The organism is Klebsiella sp. MISC125 (genome assembly GCF_051131775.1).
GTDB lineage: Bacteria > Pseudomonadota > Gammaproteobacteria > Enterobacterales > Enterobacteriaceae > Klebsiella.
In genome coordinates this window covers 4,507,646-4,526,036 of record NZ_CP180448.1, presented here as the reverse complement: position 1 = coordinate 4,526,036, position 18,391 = coordinate 4,507,646, and the positions used below count along the sequence as shown (strand labels likewise).

At 55.2% G+C, this 18,391-nt stretch carries 15 protein-coding genes; 7 read left to right on the top strand and 8 right to left on the bottom strand.

Annotation, left to right across the window (positions count from 1 at the left end; translation table 11 throughout):
• Nucleotides 1-65: 65 nt before the first annotated feature.
• The 3 genes from ACMYSL_RS21300 to ACMYSL_RS21290 form a co-directional block, all read right to left on the bottom strand.
• Nucleotides 66-998 (bottom strand): omptin family outer membrane protease, encoded by a 933-nt coding sequence (locus ACMYSL_RS21300; protein ID WP_434659874.1) that lies wholly within the window; start codon nt 996-998, stop codon nt 66-68.
• A 374-nt stretch (nt 999-1,372) separates the two neighbouring features.
• Nucleotides 1,373-2,617, bottom strand: coding sequence for a mechanosensitive ion channel family protein (locus tag ACMYSL_RS21295; RefSeq protein WP_434659873.1), 1,245 nt, complete (start codon nt 2,615-2,617; stop codon nt 1,373-1,375).
• Between the two features lie 77 nt (nt 2,618-2,694).
• The gene (locus ACMYSL_RS21290; protein ID WP_434659872.1) at nt 2,695-4,122 is read right to left on the bottom strand and encodes an MFS transporter; all 1,428 of its coding nucleotides are present in this window, start codon (nt 4,120-4,122) and stop codon (nt 2,695-2,697) included.
• A gap of 109 nt (nt 4,123-4,231) precedes the next feature.
• On the opposite strand from ACMYSL_RS21290, the gene ACMYSL_RS21285 reads away from it, so the two are divergent.
• Nucleotides 4,232-5,098, top strand: a complete 867-nt coding sequence (locus ACMYSL_RS21285) for a helix-turn-helix transcriptional regulator (RefSeq protein WP_434659871.1) — start codon at nt 4,232-4,234, stop codon at nt 5,096-5,098.
• A gap of 199 nt (nt 5,099-5,297) precedes the next feature.
• Nucleotides 5,298-6,326, top strand: a complete 1,029-nt coding sequence (locus ACMYSL_RS21280; protein ID WP_434659870.1) for a DUF2157 domain-containing protein — start codon at nt 5,298-5,300, stop codon at nt 6,324-6,326.
• Nucleotides 6,327-6,477: 151 nt separating this feature from the next.
• On the opposite strand, the gene nfsB is transcribed toward ACMYSL_RS21280, so the two are convergent.
• The 3 genes from nfsB to ACMYSL_RS21265 form a co-directional block, all read right to left on the bottom strand.
• On the bottom strand, nt 6,478-7,131 hold the full coding sequence (nfsB, locus tag ACMYSL_RS21275; RefSeq protein ID WP_434659869.1) for an oxygen-insensitive NAD(P)H nitroreductase: 654 nt from the start codon (nt 7,129-7,131) through the stop codon (nt 6,478-6,480).
• A gap of 118 nt (nt 7,132-7,249) precedes the next feature.
• The gene (locus ACMYSL_RS21270) at nt 7,250-7,618 is read right to left on the bottom strand and encodes an MmcQ/YjbR family DNA-binding protein (protein ID WP_434659868.1); all 369 of its coding nucleotides are present in this window, start codon (nt 7,616-7,618) and stop codon (nt 7,250-7,252) included.
• Nucleotides 7,618-8,199, bottom strand: a complete 582-nt coding sequence (locus ACMYSL_RS21265) for a TetR/AcrR family transcriptional regulator (protein WP_182207187.1) — start codon at nt 8,197-8,199, stop codon at nt 7,618-7,620. Before ACMYSL_RS21265 ends, ACMYSL_RS21270 begins: the two co-directional genes overlap by 1 nt.
• Before the next feature lie 190 nt (nt 8,200-8,389).
• Here ACMYSL_RS21265 and ACMYSL_RS21260 point away from each other — a divergent pair, with 190 nt between their 5' ends.
• Both ACMYSL_RS21260 and ACMYSL_RS21255 read left to right on the top strand, forming a co-directional pair.
• Nucleotides 8,390-9,496, top strand: coding sequence for an MBL fold metallo-hydrolase (locus tag ACMYSL_RS21260; protein ID WP_304256835.1), 1,107 nt, complete (start codon nt 8,390-8,392; stop codon nt 9,494-9,496).
• Between the two features lie 26 nt (nt 9,497-9,522).
• Nucleotides 9,523-9,864: a RamA family antibiotic efflux transcriptional regulator gene (locus tag ACMYSL_RS21255; RefSeq protein ID WP_181483154.1), complete on the top strand. Its 342-nt coding sequence runs from the start codon at nt 9,523-9,525 to the stop codon at nt 9,862-9,864.
• 54 nt (nt 9,865-9,918) lie between these two features.
• Here the strand turns inward: ACMYSL_RS21255 and ACMYSL_RS21250 are convergent, their stop codons facing one another.
• Entirely contained in the window at nt 9,919-12,063 is a 2,145-nt protein-coding gene (locus tag ACMYSL_RS21250; RefSeq protein WP_434659867.1) for a TonB-dependent siderophore receptor, read from the bottom strand.
• Between the two features lie 154 nt (nt 12,064-12,217).
• On the opposite strand from ACMYSL_RS21250, the gene ACMYSL_RS21245 reads away from it, so the two are divergent.
• Nucleotides 12,218-13,840, top strand: a complete 1,623-nt coding sequence (locus ACMYSL_RS21245; RefSeq protein ID WP_434659866.1) for an alpha/beta hydrolase-fold protein — start codon at nt 12,218-12,220, stop codon at nt 13,838-13,840.
• Here the strand turns inward: ACMYSL_RS21245 and ACMYSL_RS21240 are convergent.
• A complete protein-coding gene (locus ACMYSL_RS21240) occupies nt 13,769-14,017 on the bottom strand; it encodes a DUF1158 domain-containing protein (RefSeq protein ID WP_139538577.1) in 249 nt (82 codons plus the stop codon). The genes ACMYSL_RS21245 and ACMYSL_RS21240 overlap by 72 nt on opposite strands.
• Before the next feature lie 503 nt (nt 14,018-14,520).
• On the opposite strand from ACMYSL_RS21240, the gene ACMYSL_RS21235 reads away from it, so the two are divergent.
• Both ACMYSL_RS21235 and ACMYSL_RS21230 read left to right on the top strand, forming a co-directional pair.
• A complete protein-coding gene (locus tag ACMYSL_RS21235) occupies nt 14,521-17,235 on the top strand; it encodes a cation-transporting P-type ATPase (protein ID WP_434664189.1) in 2,715 nt (904 codons plus the stop codon).
• A 72-nt stretch (nt 17,236-17,307) separates the two neighbouring features.
• A complete protein-coding gene (locus ACMYSL_RS21230; protein ID WP_434659865.1) occupies nt 17,308-18,387 on the top strand; it encodes an efflux RND transporter periplasmic adaptor subunit in 1,080 nt (359 codons plus the stop codon).
• Nucleotides 18,388-18,391: the final 4 nt, after the last annotated feature.

Below are 18,391 nucleotides of genomic sequence, written 5' to 3'. Positions count from 1 at the left end.
GTTTTATTCGTATGACTCCCCTAATTTATATACAGGGAGTCATTATTTACTAAGTAGGCCAATACTTAAAAACGATAGCTAAGGCCTGCAGTAATGGTGTAGTTTTTATTTGCAATACCAGCAGCATTTCCTCCTATATTTTCATACTCGCCGGTGTCGCGATCGATCACTTCAGTACCACCTTTGCCTTCTTTATAGCGACTATAGCTAAGCTCTGTAAATACCTTCGCTTGCGGCGTGACGTAATATCCGATATCTACACTGGCGGCATAGTAACGAGTATCCGTCGCTTTTTCACGGAAGGTGAGGGAACGCGCGTAGTGCTCATCATTGTCTTTAGCTGTTGCCCAATCGCTAAACTTCATTAGAGCATTTACTTCAAATCCTCGGTAATTGAATTGTCCTACAAGACCGATATAGGGAGCTGTAAATTTCTGACTATAACCAATCCCTCTTTCACCGAGTGGGAACTCACCGATGGATTCACCATTATCATAATTATATCGACCCCCAGAGGCTGTCCAGCTAAAGCGTGTCTGCTGGTATCCCAGCACGGCGCCAGCTTTGTAATTCTCACCCTGTAATAACCAGCCTTTTAAATTAAGATCAAATTCGTTAGCGTAGTTAAGCGTGGTGTTATCATGGTGTGACCAATCAGACCAACCTGATTTGCTATCATCCAGCCAGTCATAGTCATCCATTTGTCCGCTACCTGATGCCAGAGATGTCCAACCTCGAGCATTTACCGTCAACCAGCTCCATGCATCCCAGGAAAAATCGGCTTTTAGTATTGCCGTATTTTTAATTTTCCAGTTCAGTTGGCTGATTTTTTTTCCGCTATCAGGATCGTAAACATACTCTTTAGATTCCCCAGCCAGCCAGCCAAGAGAGGCTGAGGTACTAACACTAGAGGCAGTAAAATCAGGAGGGGTAAGTGCGCCTGCAAAAGAGGTTGATGGAAGGCCTAGCAGAACGATTAAGGCGGCTTTTGTCTTCATTTATTAATTCATCCCTTTATTATCAATGAATATAAATTCATATAAAATATTAATGACTTGACATTGCTAAAATGAAATGTTGTTAGTGCCGACTTCTTCATGGCATCAGGCACCTTGTAATTATGTTTATATTTTTATCATAAAGGAGATGTGAAGTTAACAAAAAATGGTTGCTGTATTAATGATTGATAGTGCACGTGAATACAATAAATTATCTTGCTAATTATTCGATTTGAATTTATTTCTTGAGTGGAAATCGTCGTATATATGTAATGGCGATAAATATAAAAGGGGGATTATTGCTTCTGGACCATGAACGGTTCTAAAAGTACCAGGCACTGGCGCGTGATATCCCGAGCCAGTGCTTGAGAACCTTACTGAGATACCGCGCCCGCCAGCGAACGAATATCGTTGCCGGTGGGGGACTGGTGAATCCGCAGGCCGAACTCGTCAACGACTGCAAACACGTGATCGAAAATATCCGCCTGGATACTCTCATATTCCGCCCACACCACGGTGTTGGTGAAGCAGTAAATCTCAATCGGCAGGCCGCTGGCGTCCGGGGCCAGCTGGCGCACCATCAGGGTCATATCTTTGCGGATGCGCGGATGGTTGCGTAAATACTCCTGCAAATAAGCGCGGAAGGTGCCGATATTGGTCATTTTGCGCTGGTTCAGCACCGATTGGTCGGTCGCATTTTGCTGGTTCCAGGCGCTAATTTCCTGGTGACGTGAATCCATATACGGCTTCAACAGTTTGGCCTGAATCAGGCGCTGCTGCTCTTGTTCATCGAGAAAATGAATGCTGGTGGTATCGATATTCAGGCTGCGCTTTATGCGTCGACCGCCGGAAGCGGACATGCCGCTCCAGTTTTTAAACGAGTCGGACACCAGCGACCAGGTTGGAATGGTGGTGATGGTGTTATCCCAATTGCGCACCTTCACCGTGGTCAGGCCGATGTCGATCACCGCCCCGTCAGCGCCGTATTTCGGCATTTCCAGCCAGTCGCCGAGCTTGAGCATATCGTTGGCGGAGAGCTGAATACCGGCCACCAGGCCAAGAATCGGGTCTTTGAATACCAGCATTAATACCGCAGCCATCGCGCCGAGGCCGCTAATCAGAATCGCCGGGGATTGGCCTATCAATAATGAAATAACCAGAATGCCGACAATAATCGCGCAAACCAGCTTTATTCCCTGGAATATCCCCTTAAGCGGAAGCTGAGAGGCGGTGGCGAATTTCTGCGATAAATTGAACACTACATCCAGCAGTGAGAAGAAGGACAGCATCGTGTATATCATCACCCACAGCTGCGCGCAGGTGGTGAGTATTTCCGCAGCCTCGCTGCCTTTTTGCAGCCATAAAACCGCCTGTACGTTGACGATAATCCCTTGCAGGGTAAAGGCCAGGCGGTGAAACAGTTTGTTCTGCGTGATGATTTGCAGCCACAAATGGCTACTGGCCTGCGCCCGTTTTTCGAAAGTACGCAGCACCACTTTGTGCAGAATAAGGTGAACGACAACTGCCGTCAGAAGAATAATGCCGAAGATAATAATGAGTGAGCTGGTGGGGGTTATTTCGATGCCTAACGCGGCGATTTGCGATATTAATTCCTGCATAACGTCTCCTTTACATCCAGCGGTTATGATGACCGCTGGATGACTATTATGCAAATCGCAGGTTACGCAGATGTGAATTATGAAGCCGCTACCGCCGGATGCACGTTCAGATGATGGCGCAGGCATAGCGCGATGGCGCCTAATATCAGCATCATCACCACCTCAACCGCCAGAAAATCGATTAACGCTAATGGATAGTCCCCGCCGCCGCGATGGGCAAGGGTTAAGAATAGCGAACCGAGGATCGCCGGGCCAAGGCCCAGCGTTGCCTGTTGCAGGGTGCTGAGAATCGCGCTCCCGGCCCCGGCGTCGCAGGCGCTGATATCGCGCATTCCGATGCGGTAAAAGCTATTGACGATCAACGCCTGGCCATAGCCGATAAGCGCCGTGGACGGCACCAGAGCCAGAGTAGAGGTTTGCGTTCCAAGGTGATAAAACGTGGCGCTCAGCAGCAGCAGGCCGACAATCTGCACCGACAGGCCAATCAGCAGGATGCGCCCCATGCTGTAACGGGCAATCAACTTCGGCGCGTACAGCGCAGAGATGAAATAGGCCACGCCGAGGGCGATAAAGCTGTTGCCGGACTGCCACGGCGCCATACCCAAACCTGCCTGCATGGTCAGCGCCATACAGAACATAAACCCGGACCAGGCGCTGAAAAAGAGCAGGGCAATGGCCATGCCAAAGCGAATGCTGGTGAGCTTCAGCAGGCGGGGCGGCAATAACGGTTGTTCGCCGCGCTGCTGTTTGCCCAGCGCGCTGGCTCGCATCCACAGCAGCAGCGGCAGCACGGCGACTAACATTAGCTGGAGCGCCCACGGCCAGTGCAGTTCCGGCCCCAGCGCCATTGGGAACAACAGGCAGCAGAGGATCAGCGCAAGGCTGAAAGTGCCCTGCCAGTCGATACGCGAATGCGCTTCGCGCCGGGTCTCGGGGACGTAGCGCGGGCTAAAAGCCAGCACCAGCAGGCAGATCGGCACGTTGATAAAGAACGCATTTCGCCAGCCTAAACCGGCGATGTCCGCCGATACCAGCCAACCACCGCCCATCTGACCTACGATAAACGCGATACCGCCAATGCCGCCGTACAGGCTGATGGCCCGAGCGTGGGCGGTGCCTTTGAGGGTGATATGCAAAGTGGCGAGGATCTGCGGCACGATCAGCGCCGCACCGGCACCCTGTAAGGTGCGTGCCGCCAGCAGGGTATGAATGGAATTTGCCATCCCGCACAGCAGGGAGGCGACACCAAAAATCGCTACGCCCCACATAAACAGACGGCGGCGGCCATAGTTATCGCCAAGTTTGCTGCCCATCGCCAGACAGACGGCAAAGGCGACGCCGTACAGCGCGACAATCAGCTCCAGTTGGGTGGCGCTGGCGTTCAACGATTGGGTGATCGAATCCAGCGCGACGTTGGTGATCGAGGTGTCGATCAACGGCAGCATTTGGCCGGTCAACAGCAGGAATAAACCGGCGCGGCCGGGTGAAACAGCAGACGAATTCATCGGATCTCTCCATTGCGTCATTCAGCGGATAGCCGTAGCATCATCGATAATTTAAACGGGTACCAGTTCCTGCTTATACTGGTATTGGTACTACCATGCTGGAGGATTTATGACGACGATGCCGCAACGAGAATCGGCGGTCACGGCGCCAGATGACGGTCGTAAACAGCTCGGTGCGTTTCTGCGCGCCCGGCGCGAAAGCCTCGACCCGCAGCGTCTGGGGCTGCCGCGCGTCGGGCGGCGACGCACGCCGGGCTTGCGTCGCGAAGAGGTGGCGATGCTGGCGGACGTTGGCGTCACCTGGTACACCTGGCTGGAGCAGGGGCGGGAAGTGAATCCGTCTGAGGCGGTGCTGGTGGGGGTGGCGAATGCGCTCCAGTGCAGCCCGCTGGAGACCCGGCATCTGTTTGTTCTGGCCGGGCTGACTCCGCCGGAGGCCACTCAGATCACGGTATGTGAAGGTATCAGCCCCGGGACCAGGCGGATGCTCGATAGCCTGATGCCGCAGCCCGCCAGTATTCAGAAGCCGAGCTTCGATATTGTGGCGTGGAACGACAGCTTTTGTCGGCTGATGGGTATCGACTTCGCCACGATCCCGGAAGAGGATCGCAACTGCATTTATCTGTATCTGACCAATGAAACCTGGCGCAGCCGGATCGAAAATCGTGATGTGCTGGCGACGTTTGTCTCTTACTTTCGCGCGGCGATGGCGGAGCACCGTGGCGACCCGCTGTGGGAGAATAAACTGGCGCGCTTTTTCGCCGCTTCGGCGGAGTTTGAGGCGCTGTGGCATCAGCGCTATGAAGTGCGCGGAGTGGAGAATCAGGTGAAAAACTTTAACCATCCGCAGCTTGGACGCTTTAGCTTGCAGCAGATGTACTGGTACTCGGCCCCGCGCAATGGCTCACGCCTGCTGGTCTATTTACCGATGGATGATGCGGGCGAGCAGGCGCTGGCGTGGCTGGATAAACATTAACCACAAGGAAACAGATTGCTGACAAAGTGCAATTTTCGGGTACTGCCCGGCGGCGCTGCGCTTGCGCGGGCCTGCAGAGAATTGCATAACAGGTTGATATTGCGGTTTTTCGTAGGTCGGGTAAGGCGCAAGCCGCCACCCGGCAGAGATACGAGCACAATAGCTAAAACAGGTTTGTCATCAGTCTCAAGGAATGCTTATGAACATTACCCGTAAAGAGCAACGCATCATTCAGCGCACGCTGGACGCCTGGCAGAACAGCGGTGAGTTAACACCGGAGGATAGCCAGCGATTAGCACAAACGCTGCACGTTTCCCCCTTCGACTGGCAGCGTCTGAGCCGCTACGCTTTCTGGACTGCGCTGGCCTGCGTGCTGGTGGCGCTGGGCAGCCTGTTTGCCGACAGCGACCTGATTGAGTATCTACTTAGCCTGTTCAGCAGCTCGGCGCTGACGCGGATAATACTGCCCACGCTGCTCTCGGCGGCCTGCTACGGTTGGGGATTTCGTCGCCAGCGGCGGGAAACCCAGTGGCACTACAGTACAGAAGCGATTCTGTTTCTTGGTGTGGTCTTTACCGCCGTGGCGCTATGGCAACTGGGTGAGCGCCTGGATACCGGCAGCGGCCATATCGCGCCGCTGTTCCTGGCCGGATGCGTGATTTACGGCGCGATTGGCTTCTTTGCCCGCTCTGGACTGGTGTGGCTATTTTTTCTGCTGTCTTTGGGTAACTGGTTTGGTGCAGAAACGGGCTATGCGTCGGGGTGGGGAGCCTACTGGCTGGGCATGAGCTATCCGATTCGCTTTGTACTGTTCGGCGGCGCGCTGCTCGCACTCTGTTATGGCGCGCAGAAATATTTACGCGAGCGCCAGCTGTTTACCGTCAGCAAAGCGATGGGCCTGACGTATCTGTTTATCGCCCTGTGGATCCTGTCTATTTTCGGCAATTACGATATCGATAGCTGGTCCAGGATGGTGCAAAGACAGCTGCTGCCGTGGGGATTGCTGTTCGCCGTAGCGGCAGGGATCTGTATTTATATCAGCCTGAAAACCGATGATGGCATGCTGCGCGGTTTCGGCCTGACGTTCCTGGCCATCAACCTCTATACCCGCTTCTTCGAGTTTTTCTGGGACGGGATGCACAAGGTGGTGTTCTTCCTGATCCTTGCCGTTTCGCTGGCGGTGATTGGCCGCTATGCGGAGCGTATCTGGCACGATGGGGAGCGGTAGTTAAGGTGGGGGTATCCCGGCTGCAAAACCCGGGGGCGGCGCTTGACGCGCCTTGCCCGGGCTACGGGTTAGTACAGTAGGTGTTTTGTAGCCCGGATAAGACGACAGTCGCAATCCGGGGATTATCCTGGCGTAAAAGAAAACCAGAGAATTAAATCTCGGTGATCGTCGTCGCCTGCGGCAGGCGGGATTTCGGCAGGGCGGCGTTGAAATCTTCAACGCTGTGATGGCCGACAGGCACTACCACCAGGCTGGTGTAGCCCTGGGCCTTCAGGTCGAACTCGTCATCAAGAATCGCGAAATCAACGCCTTCAATCGGCACCGCGTCCAGACCCATTGCCGCAACGCCAAGCAGGAAATTGCCGACGTTGAGGTAAACCTGCTTCGCCATCCACTGGTCGTCATCGTGCAGGTCTTTGCGGTGCAGATCGGCAAAGAAGGTGCGACCTTTGTGGTTCGCGGCTTTGGCGTCGGCATTAGCAAAGCGGCCATCGGCCTCTTCTTGGTCAACGACGCGCTCAAGCCAGGCGTCATCCATCGCGGTTTTCGCGCAGAAAACCACCACGTGGGACGCATCAAGAATTTTACGTTCATTAAAGACGTAGGTGCCGCTCGCCGCTTTAGCGACGCGGGCTTTACCTTCATCGCTGCTGGCGACGATAAAGTGCCACGGCTGGGAGTTGGTGCTTGACGGGCTGTACTGCAACAGCGTTTTCAGGTTTTCCGCCTGTTCAGCAGTCAGCTTTTTAGTAGCGTCAAATGCCTTGGTGGAGTAGCGCTTTAAGGCAACCGATACGATATCCATACTCTTCCTCACTGTTTACAACCCCTTGCGGGTGCGTTTCGTGCAGGAAGAGTACAGCGATGTTGGGGAAATGATAAGGGGCAAAAATGCGATAACACTTATCGCGCTGCGCTGAAAATCACGCTGGGCGCAGGCGCTGCTGCTCTTTTTTGCTGAGCTTATCGACGACCAGGTTCCACGAATCATCAATCAGATCCGCCAGCAGGCCCTCGCTGATATCCTCGCCGGGAACTACGGTGATCCAGTGCTTTTTGTTCATGTGATAACCGGGCTCGATGCTGTGGTAAATCTCTTGATGAAGCAGCGATTTTTGCGGATCGCACTTCAGGTTGATCAGCGCACGGCCGCGTATCGTCATGCTCAGCATAAAAATTCGCCCGCCGACTTTAAACACATCGTATTCCGGGCCAAACGGCCAGCAGTGTTCGGTGAAGGGCAGCTCCAGCGCGATACGATGCGCGTGGTCATGCAGCGAGCGGTGGTCCATCAGATAGTTTCCTCATGCAGCGCCTGCCACATTGCCTCAAAGCCTAATGCAATGAGTTCCCTGGCACGCTGCGGATCGTTGCTGGCGTACTCGATAGTGGTTTCTGCCAGTGACAAAAATAGCGCATCACCAAACGTACGATACGCATCGCTAAGAAAAATGGGTTTTACCGAAAGTTGGCATATTTCGTTTAACTCGGGGAACATTTCTTTGACCCGAGTACGCGTTTCATCGGTAATTCTTTCGCTGAGAGCCATGCGGCGGATGGCTTTATGCTCCATCGGCTTGCGCATGCCCCAGTCGATATAGCTGTTCCAGATATTACGCGCATTCTCTTTCGGGCGGGTTTCGTTTGGGACAAGACTAGACACCATCACCTGAACTAAACCCGATTTGATAGAGAGGTAAAGCTCGTTGAGCAGATCGTCCTTGGTGGCAAAATAGCGAAACAGCGTCCCCTCAGCAACCCCGGCGCTGCGGGCGATGGCGGAGGTTGAGGCGGCGATTCCCGATTGGGCAAAGGCGGCGGTTGCGGCCTCCAGTAACGCTTGCTTTTTATCTTCACTCTTAGGACGAGCCACTACACTTTACCTCACACGTTATAAAAACCTGATCTAAGCATGCCTGGCATGGGCACTGCAACGCCGACTGTCAAAATTTGAAAATCGTCTTGACGACTTTCAGCTTCTTCCTAATAATGAGTGCTTACTCACTCATAATCAAGTCTTATAACAAAAACCTCCAGGAAGGAGGATTTCGCCAGGTCAGGATATGAACCGTGTCATCTTAAGCGTGGTCGCCATCATGTTATTAGCGTCAGCAACAACTTTGCCGTTTGTGTTAAATGCCGGATTTGGTCAGGCACCGCAGGGCGAACAGCTCAGCCTGGTCGAACAGTCGCCGCACTATCATGACGGCCAGTTTCACAATCAACTGCCCACGCCCGGGTTTACCGGGCAAAAAAATATGCTGGCTGCATGGTGGGATTTTTTAGTCACCAAACGGGAAAATGCCAGACCGGCCCAGCCGCTACCGCTGGTGAAAACCGATCTCGCCAGCCTGCCGTTAGGGCAGGACACTATGGTCTGGTTGGGTCACTCCTCCTGGTACCTACAGCTGGCGGGCAAACGCATTCTGATTGATCCGGTGTTCAGCAACTATGCCGCGCCGTTTTCGTTTCTTAATAAGGCCTTCCCCGGCGACTATCCGTGGCATGCGCAAGAGATGCCGGATATCGATCTGCTGATTATCTCGCACGATCACTATGACCATCTCGACTACGCCACCATCAAAGCGCTGATGCCGAAAATCAAGCGCGTGGTGACGCCGCTGGGCGTTGGCTCGCATCTGCGCTACTGGGGCGTTGATAGCGCGATTATCAGTGAAGTGGACTGGAATCAATCGGTGCAGATTAGCGATGAGTTGACAGTACACGCGCTGCCCGCGCGCCACTTTTCCGGTCGCGGCCTCAAGCGTAATCAGACGCTGTGGGCCAGCTTTATGTTCGTCACCCCTCAGCAGAAAATTTACTACAGCGGCGATAGCGGCTACGGCCCGCACTTTAAAGCCATTGGGGAACAGTTTGGTGAAGTGGATCTGGCAATCATGGAAAACGGTCAGTATGACCAGGACTGGAAATATATTCACATGATGCCAAAAGAGACGGCGCAGGCTGCTGACGATTTACACGCCCGAGCGGTGCTACCGGGCCACGCCGGGCGCTTCGTGCTGGCAAAACATACATGGGACGATCCGTATAAAAGGCTGGCGGAGGCCAGCACAGGGCGACCGTGGCGACTGCTGACGCCAATGTTGGGTGAGCCGGTTTGGGTCGCGGATAAAACGCAATCATTTAACGCCTGGTGGCGGTCACGATGAGAGTGGTTCAAGAGGAGAGAGGACTTATGACTATTTCCGCTCAGGTCATTGATACAATCGTCGAGTGGATTGATGATAATTTGCATCAACCGCTACGCATTGACGATATTGCGCGTCATTCGGGGTACTCGAAATGGCATCTGCAACGGCTGTTTTTGCATTATAAAGGGGAGAGTCTGGGGCGCTATATTCGCGAACGTAAGCTGCTGCTGGCGGCGCGCGATCTGCGCGATACCGATCAGCGGGTTTACGATATTTGCCTGAAATACGGCTTTGATTCGCAGCAAACTTTTACCCGCATTTTCACCCGCACGTTCAACCAGCCGCCGGGTGCTTATCGCAAAGAGAATCACAGCCGCGCGCACTGAAAGACTGAAAAGTTGAAAAATGTCCGCTGGGGGAGACCGGCGGACATTTTTTTCTTACCAGGCGTAGTTTATCGTTGCCGTGACCGTCCGGCCAATACCGTAGAAACAAGCGCTGTCGCTGGCGCATGAAGCCACGTATTTGGTATCCGCAATATTGTTGACGTTGAACTGTACTTTCGCCCCTTTCAGGCTCGAACTCAGTTCGCCTAACTCATAGCTCACCATCGCGTCATACAAATCCACCGCCGGAACCTTAAAGGTGTTTTTCGCATCGCCATAGCTGGTGCCGATATAGCGTACGCCAACGCCCGCCGTCAGGCTTTTTAGCGCGCCGTCTGGCAGGGTATAGCTGGTGAACGCCGAGGCCATATGGGTCGGAATACGTGCTGGGGTTTTTCCTTCGGTATCTACCACGGTGGTATTGACGGTTTCCGCATCGGTCCAGGTATATGAAGCAATCAGGTTGAGGTTTTCAAAGACCGTCGCGTGCGCTTCGGCTTCCACCCCTTTCGAACGAACCTTACCGCTATTTTCAAACCATCCGGCCGCGCTGTTGTAGGTGGCGACGTTGCTCTGCGTCAGGTCATACAGCGCGAGGGTCATTAACGCGTTTGGGTTCGGCTGATATTTCAGGCCCACTTCTACCTGCTTGCCTTCGCTTGGATCGAACGGCCCGACGCCCGGCGCGCGGTTGGTTTGTAGATTAGGTTCGAACGAAGTGCTGTAGCTGATATAGGGCGAGAGGCCGAAATCAAAGGCGTACAGCAACCCGGTACGCCAGGTAAACTTGTTGTCGTTTTGCTGAGTGCTGCTGGCATCGGTAAAATCAGTGGTGCGCACTTCTGCCCAGTCGTAGCGCCCCGAAACCAGCAGCTCCCAATTCTGCCAGCTCAGCTGATCCTGGAGGTAAATTCCCGCCTGGTCGAGATTTTGTTGCTCATCGCTGGCGGTGCTGAAGGTGCTTTCATCAACGCTAACGCCGTAAGAGGGACTGCGCCAGTCGATATCGTACTGTGAACCACCGGCGCGGCCGAGGTACTGTTTATCTTTACTGGTTTTGTAATCCAGACCACCAATCACCGTATGTGCCACCTGGCCGCTGGCAAACTGCGCCTCAAGCTGGTTATCGATACCAAACTCATCGGTCTGGCGCTCTTCATGTTGGGCGCGGCGCGAGAGCACCGAACTGTTGGCGGCGCTGGTGGTGTACACCAGATAACGATATTTCTGTTTGATGGTGGCATAACGGGCGTTCTGCCGCAGGGTGAAGGTATCGTTTAACTGGTGCTCGAATTCATAACCAATCATCGTTTGTTCGCGCCACGACTGATTGTAGTTAGGGTCGCTGACGTTAAAATCGCGCGGAATATAGCTGCCATCGACGCTTTCCACGGTGCCGTAGCGCGGCAGGAAGTTACGGTAACCGGCATCCGGGTCTTTCTGATAGCTGGTTAACAAGGTAAAGCGGGTGGCGTCGTTAGGATACCAGGTCAGTGCCGGGGCAATGGCCATCCGCGTCTCTTTGTAGTCATCTATCTGATTATTCTGGGTGCGGGCGATCCCGTTCAGGCGATAGAGCAGGTGGCCGTCATCGCTCAGCGGGCCGCCAAAGTCGAAAGCCCCTTCGGCAAGGTTGTTATTGCCGATACGGAACTGCACTTCATGAATCGGCTGGCTGGTGGGGCGTTTGCTGGTCATGCTGATAAGCCCGCCGGGGTTAACCTGGCCAAACAGCACCGAGGCCGGGCCTCGCACCAGCTCAACGCGCTCCAATAGCCACGGGTCGAAAGTCCCGGTCTGCGAGGAGGCGGTGGCCCCGTAGCTCAGGCCATCGAGGAATTTGGGCACGTAGCTAAAGCCGCGCACGAAAACTTCGTCGTTGCGGTTCGAGGCACCGCGATATTCGGTAAAGACGCCCGCGCTATAGCGCAGCGCCTGGGAAACCGAGGTGACATCCAGCGCCTGCATTTGATCGCGAGTGACCACCGACACCGACTGCGGCGTCTTGACGATCTCTGCGGCAGTCTTCGTTGCCGACAGCGTCTTTGTCGCGACAATTCCCTTTAGCGGCGCTGTTGGATCTTCGCCGCTGCCTGCGGTGACAACGATCGTTTCCTCCGCCGCCAGCGCCTGCCCGCCGAAGGTGGATACCGCGAGGCTCGCGGCCCAGAGTGCTGTTATCTTATTATATTTAAACATTTTTATGATTTTTCCTTGGTTAAATCGCCATCAAAAAACCGCCATCTTCGAGATGAATTGCCCAGCGGCTGTCATTAACGGTGTCAATGTTATTGCAAATAGTTATTATTTGCATTAGCGTTATTAACAAATTTTTACAAGGAAATATCGGGCAATGAAGACGGCGTGGAGCGGCCTGCTAATTGGCATGAGTGCCTTACCGGCAGCGGCGATGAACTGTGAATCACCTTCGCTACAAGGTGAACTGCAGGGGAAGTTTGATGCCAGCGGCGAGGTCTGTTTTGACCTGCCAAAGCTGGGCGAGAACTATGTTGCGGCGACTCTTTCCGGCGTCACAGATGCCCGACTGCTGGATGAGAACAATCGTCGCCTGCGCACGTTATTGGCAGGCGGCCCGGCAGATGGAGAACAAACTTTGCTATTTTCTCTGCCGGTAAACCGCGCCTCCTCACTGGTGCTGCACGGTGAAGAGGGCGCGCGCTGGCGTTTTCAATGGCAGATGCGAGAAACCACCGCGCTGGCAAAAAACCAGGCACTGGATCCGGTCAGCCCGCGCCTGCAGCAGCTCAAGCGCGAGCTGGCGGCGGGAGGTTCAACGGCGAATTTCTGGCAGGAGCGTGAACTGGAAGGGACTCCCATGGTGGAACCGGTGGACGTCAGCCATAAGCGAGTGACTTTCCTGTGGCGCGGGGCGAGCCAGAACGTGTTTATTCTGGGTTCTCCGGCGGGAGATCACGATCCGCTGTTTCGCCTAGGCGACTCCGATGTTTGGTTTCGCAGCTACGTGGTGCCCGCCGATACCCTAATGCAGTATAAGCTCGCCCCGGATGTGCCGCAGATTGCGGGCAGCGCGCGGGATCAGCGGCGGGCGATCCTGGTCAGCGCCCAGGCAGATCCGCTCAACCCCAACAGCGTCAACACCGCCCAGGATCGCTGGAGTCGCTACTCTTTGCTGGCGCTTAATCCTGCACGTTTTTGCTCGGCGCAGCGTATGACGCAACCGCTGCGCTACGGAACCTTAACCCGCCATCAGCTACGTAGCGACTTCCTGCAAAATACACGTGAAGTGATGCTTTACCGCCCGCGTCTGCCGCAGCCCGCACGCTGGACCTTAATGCTGTTCGATGGAAAGACTTATCAGGACGAATATCACTTTGCCAACGTACTGGATTCCCTGATCGCCAGCCATGTACTGCCGCCGATTAACGTGGTGTTTATCGATAGCCTTGATCATCCGCGACGGGCAAAAGAGCTGCCGCCAAATCCGCATTTTGCTGATTTTATGGCTCATGAACTGCTGCCGTGGCTGAACCGGCAGGGGCTCAACCTGACCCGGCAAAAAACCGTGGTCGCAGGTTCCAGCTACGGCGGGCTGGCCGCATCCTGGGTGGCGCTGCGCTATCCGCGGCAGTTTGGCAACGTGCTGAGCTTGTCCGGGTCGTACTGGTGGGCACCGAAAGGAGAAGAGGCCAGTTGGCTAACGCGGCAGTACCAGCAATCGCCGCGCTATCCGGTGCGTTTCTGGCTACAGGCGGGTAAATTCGAAACCAGCGGGCCGGATGGCGGCATTTATGCCAATACCCTCGAATTTGAGCAGGTACTGAGAGAGAAGGGCTATGCGGTGAGCTTCCACCCCTCCTCCAGCGGTCACGATTACGCCGCCTGGTGCGAGGCGCTGGTCAACGGTATGCGTGACTTTACTGGCTTAGCGCTCAAGGGAAAACCAGCGACGCCAGACCCAACGCAACACCACATACTCAATAGCGCCCAGCGCTAAGAACCAAAGGCAAAAGATCAGCGTATAAAGCTGGTTGAGATCCATCAGGTGGAACGTCTCAACCAGTTTTTGCGCCAGCGTCAAGCCAAGAGATGGCGCTGGCAGCAGCAGGCAGGATATCAACGCCAGCAGAAGAATGCCGGCGGCGCTGAGGAGCGTTTCTAGCGGATGTTTCATTATTTGTTAATCATCAGTTAAAAACATATTGTCCGGTAAAAGGTGAATCAATGCAATATAGTTTCGCAGGGAATTAAATTACGTCTTAAGTATTATATCTAATAATCCTCTTTAATCCCCATGTTAATTAATTTGGGCATATTTGTGATTAAGTTAATTACACCGGACTGTAAATTAACGTCATTATTAAGCCAGCGCTTTTACAAAAGTATAGGTGCTATATCCCACCAGAGTAGCGATAATAATGGCCAGCAAGATGTACAGCACCAGACGGCGTCCGCGGTAGATTCCAAACATAGTAGACCTCGTTTAGTTTTGGTTTATTAATATTTTGCAATTATTGTTTTATAGAATTAACTTACCACAAATTTTGTATTTGCGAGAGACTAAATATTGCGCAAGCTCAAATTATCTCCCGCCTGTTTTTTAATTTTCTCATTGGCCCGGAATGATTCCAGGCTTTCCGCCTCACGGAATTTTAAGGGAGATATATTTTGACCAAAATGATCAAAACTAATAATACCACCCCCTCAGGGGATACCGCGCCACGCCGGGCATATCAGCAGACCGTTGATGCGGTGCTGGCGCAAAAAAACAGCCATATTAACGGACTGAACTCTGCTGAAGCCGCCGAGCGTCTGCAGACCTTCGGCCCGAATGCGTTACCAGAGAAGAAAGGCAAGCCCGCCTGGCTGCGCTTTCTCGCCCACTTTAACGACGTACTGATTTTTGTCCTGCTGGCTGCTGCCGCGCTTACGGCGGTAATGGGCCACTGGGTTGATACCCTGGTTATTCTTGGCGTCACGGTGATCAATGCCCTGATCGGCCATATCCAGGAGAGTAATGCTGAAAAATCGCTACAGGGCATCCGTAATATGCTCTCCAGCGACGCCCGCGTGCAGCGCAACGGTAAGCATGAAACCATCCCGACCCGCGACCTGGTTCCGGGCGATATCGTCATTCTGCGCGCGGGAGACCGTGTGCCTGCCGACATGCGCCTGATTGAAACTCACAATCTGCGGGTGGAAGAAGCGATTCTGACCGGCGAGTCGACGGTAGTGGATAAAACTACCGACGCGCTGGAAGGTGAACTGCCGCTGGGCGATCGCACGAATATGCTGTTCTCCGGCACCACCATCAGCGCTGGTGGCGGCGTTGGCGTAGTGACCGCAACCGGTCAGGAGACCGAACTTGGCCACATCAACCAGATGATGGCGGGCATTGAGAAGCACCGCACGCCGCTGCTGGTGCAGATGGACAAGCTCGGCAAGGCGATTTTCGTCATTATCCTGGCGATGATGGTCGCGCTGTTCGTCTTCAGCCTGGCGCTGCGCGACATCCCTCTTGGCGAGCTACTGCTCTCCCTGATTAGCCTGGCGGTTGCCGCCGTGCCGGAAGGTTTACCGGCGATTATCTCAATTATTCTCTCCCTCGGCGTACAGGCGATGGCGCGTCAGCGGGCGATTATCCGCAAGCTGCCGACGGTGGAAACCCTGGGCGCAATGACCGTGGTGTGCTCGGATAAAACCGGCACCCTGACGATGAACGAGATGACCGTCAAAGCGATCATCACTGCCGATTGCTGCTACCGCGTTGAAGGCGACAGCTACGAGCCGCAGGGCAACATCTGCCTGGAAGGCAGCGATGAGCCGGTGCAGATTAAACCGGGCAGTGTACTGGAAACTTACCTGCGTACCATCGACCTGTGTAACGACAGCCAGATGATTCAGGACGAGCGCGGCCTGTGGGGCATTACCGGCGGGCCGACCGAAGGGGCGCTGAAGGTATTGGCGGCGAAAGCGCAGCTGGAGCCTGTTGATGCGCGCCTGGTGGCGAAAATTCCGTTCGACTCGCAGTACAAGTATATGGCGACCCATCAGAAAATGGGCGACGTCGAGCAGGTGCTGATTACCGGTGCGCCGGACGTGATTTTTGCCATGTGCCGCCAGCAGATGAGCAAGCAGGGCGCAGTGCCGTTCGAGCCGCAGTACTGGGAAGAGGAAATGGCGCGCTTTGCCCGTCAGGGCCTGCGCATGGTTGCCGCCGCCTACAAACCGGCTAACGTTGGCAGCACCACGCTGACCCACGACGATCTCCGTGAAGGTCTGGTCTTCCTCGGCATTGCCGGGATGATGGACCCGCCGCGCCCGGAAGCGATTGACGCTATCCACGCCTGCCAGAACGCGGGGATCCGCGTGAAGATGATTACCGGCGACCACCCGCAGACGGCGATGAGCATCGGCCAGATGCTGGGGATCACTAACAGCCGCCAGGCGATGACCGGCTACCAGCTGGAGCACATGGACGACGCCGAGTTAGCGAAAGCCGCCGTTGAATACGATATTTTTGCCCGCACCAGCCCGGAGCATAAGCTACGCCTGGTGAAAGCGCTGCAGGATAACGGTGAAGTGGTTGGTATGACTGGCGATGGCGTCAACGATGCTCCGGCGCTGCGTCAGGCCGATGTCGGCATCGCCATGGGTATCAAAGGAACCGAAGTGACCAAAGAGGCCGCTGACATGGTTCTGACCGATGACAATTTTGCCACCATCGCCAGTTCGGTAAAAGAGGGGCGTCGGGTCTACGACAACCTGAAGAAAACCATTCTGTTCATTATGCCGACCAACCTGGCGCAGGGGCTGCTGATTATCATCGCCCTGCTGGCGGGGAACATTATTCCGCTGACGCCGGTGCTGATTTTGTGGATGAACATGGCGACCTCCGCCACGCTCTCCTTCGGCCTCGCTTTTGAAGCCGCCGAGCGCAACGCGATGAACCGCCCGCCGCGTAAAACCGGCCAGCATGTGATGGATGCCTTTGCCGTCTGGCGCGTCGCTTTCGTCGGCACGATGATTGCCGTCGCCGCCTTTATTCTTGAGGCCTGGCTGGCGCCGCGCGGCCACAGCCCGGAGTTTATCCGCACCGTGCTGCTGCAGATGCTGGTGACCGCGCAGTGGGTGTACATGATTAACTGCCGCAGCAGCAACAGCTTCTCGCTGAATATGGGGCTGCTGCGTAACAAAGGCATCTGGCTGGTGAGCGGCGTGCTGCTGCTGATGCAGCTGGTCATCATCTACGTACCGGTGATGCAGACGATGTTTGGCACCGAAGGGCTGCCGCTGCGCTACTGGTTCATCACTCTGGTCATCGGTATCGCGATGTTCCTGGTGGTCGAAGTTGAGAAACGCTTGACCCGCCGTTTCCGCAAAACCGCGTAGTCTGTCTGACTCGTCCGGCGTCCCTTCTCCTGCGGGAGGAGGGACGCCGCATCGTCGTAAGGAATTCCCCCCATGAAAAAGATCATCCGCTCCGCCTTGCTGGCTTGCGGCCTGTCAGGCTACGCTCTGACGACCGCCGCCACTCCGGCGATTCCGGTGCGCGTTGCCACCGTTGAGCAAGCGCCGCATGCCAACGAGCGGCAAATTTCTGGTCGCGTTGAGGCCATCCACTCTGTTGATATTCGCGCCCGTACTGAAGGGGCGATCGTGCAGCGCCATTTTCAGGATGGGCAGTACGTCAATAAAGGCGATCTGCTGTTTACCCTTGATGACGCTCAGCCCAAAGCCGCGCTGGCGCTGGCGCAGGCCGAGCTGAGAAGTGCGCAGGCTTCGCTCCGCCAGGCCCAGCAGCTGTTAAGCCGCTATCAGCAGCTAAAAAATAACCACTCGATCAGCCGCAACGACGTGGATACCGCGCAGATGCAGCGTGATGTCGCCGCCGCCGCCGTGGAGCAGGCGCAGGCGCGCATTGCCGCCCAGCAAATTACGCTCGGCTATACCCGTATAACTTCGCCGGTCACCGGACGCGTCGGCCATAGCGCGTTTCACGTCGGTAGCCTGGTCAACCCTTCTAGCGGCGTGCTGGTAGACGTGGTCCAGCTTGATCCGATTCGCGTCGCCTTCTCACTCGATGAAACCGCCTTTTTCGACAAAGCGGGCCAGCATGCGGATATTGCCGCGCTGAAGCAGGCGTGGATAGCGCAGGTCGATGTTGATGGGCAGCGGCAAAACGGCGTACTGACTTCCGTCGATAACCGCATTGATAGCCGCACCGCCAGCGTGGCGCTGCGTGCTGAATTTGCAAACCCGCAGCACCGTCTGCTGCCCGGCGCTAACGTGGCGGTTTTCTTCCGTCCGCAGCAGCTTGCGCAAAGCCCGATGATCCCAGCGTCTGCGGTACAGCAGGATGCGCAGGGCTTTTACAGCTGGGTGCTGATGGCGGATAACACCGTCACCTTGCGACGTTTTACCTCAGGCGGCCAGCAGGGGCAGGAGTTCGCGGTGGTAGACGGTATTAATGCGGGCGAGCGCGTGGTGACGGAAGGTGTGCAGCGCCTGCGTGATGGCGTAGCCGTTCAGTTGCTCAACTAAAGAG

Excerpts from the sequence above, each read along its gene's own strand:
- ACMYSL_RS21300 (WP_434659874.1), bottom strand. The coding sequence starts at position 998 with ATGAAGACAAAAGCCGCCTTAATCGTTCTGCTAGGCCTTCCATCAACC.
- ACMYSL_RS21230 (WP_434659865.1), top strand. The coding sequence starts at position 17,308 with ATGAAAAAGATCATCCGCTCCGCCTTGCTGGCTTGCGGCCTGTCAGGC.
- ACMYSL_RS21290 (WP_434659872.1), bottom strand. The coding sequence starts at position 4,122 with ATGAATTCGTCTGCTGTTTCACCCGGCCGCGCCGGTTTATTCCTGCTG.
- ACMYSL_RS21260 (WP_304256835.1), top strand. The coding sequence starts at position 8,390 with ATGAACCGTGTCATCTTAAGCGTGGTCGCCATCATGTTATTAGCGTCA.
- ACMYSL_RS21255 (WP_181483154.1), top strand. The coding sequence starts at position 9,523 with ATGACTATTTCCGCTCAGGTCATTGATACAATCGTCGAGTGGATTGAT.
- ACMYSL_RS21280 (WP_434659870.1), top strand. The coding sequence starts at position 5,298 with ATGAACATTACCCGTAAAGAGCAACGCATCATTCAGCGCACGCTGGAC.
- nfsB (WP_434659869.1), bottom strand. The coding sequence starts at position 7,131 with ATGGATATCGTATCGGTTGCCTTAAAGCGCTACTCCACCAAGGCATTT.
- ACMYSL_RS21245 (WP_434659866.1), top strand. The coding sequence starts at position 12,218 with ATGAAGACGGCGTGGAGCGGCCTGCTAATTGGCATGAGTGCCTTACCG.
- ACMYSL_RS21240 (WP_139538577.1), bottom strand. The coding sequence starts at position 14,017 with ATGAAACATCCGCTAGAAACGCTCCTCAGCGCCGCCGGCATTCTTCTG.
- ACMYSL_RS21285 (WP_434659871.1), top strand. The coding sequence starts at position 4,232 with ATGACGACGATGCCGCAACGAGAATCGGCGGTCACGGCGCCAGATGAC.
- ACMYSL_RS21295 (WP_434659873.1), bottom strand. The coding sequence starts at position 2,617 with ATGCAGGAATTAATATCGCAAATCGCCGCGTTAGGCATCGAAATAACC.
- ACMYSL_RS21235 (WP_434664189.1), top strand. The coding sequence starts at position 14,521 with ATGATCAAAACTAATAATACCACCCCCTCAGGGGATACCGCGCCACGC.
- ACMYSL_RS21270 (WP_434659868.1), bottom strand. The coding sequence starts at position 7,618 with ATGGACCACCGCTCGCTGCATGACCACGCGCATCGTATCGCGCTGGAG.
- ACMYSL_RS21250 (WP_434659867.1), bottom strand. The coding sequence starts at position 12,063 with ATGTTTAAATATAATAAGATAACAGCACTCTGGGCCGCGAGCCTCGCG.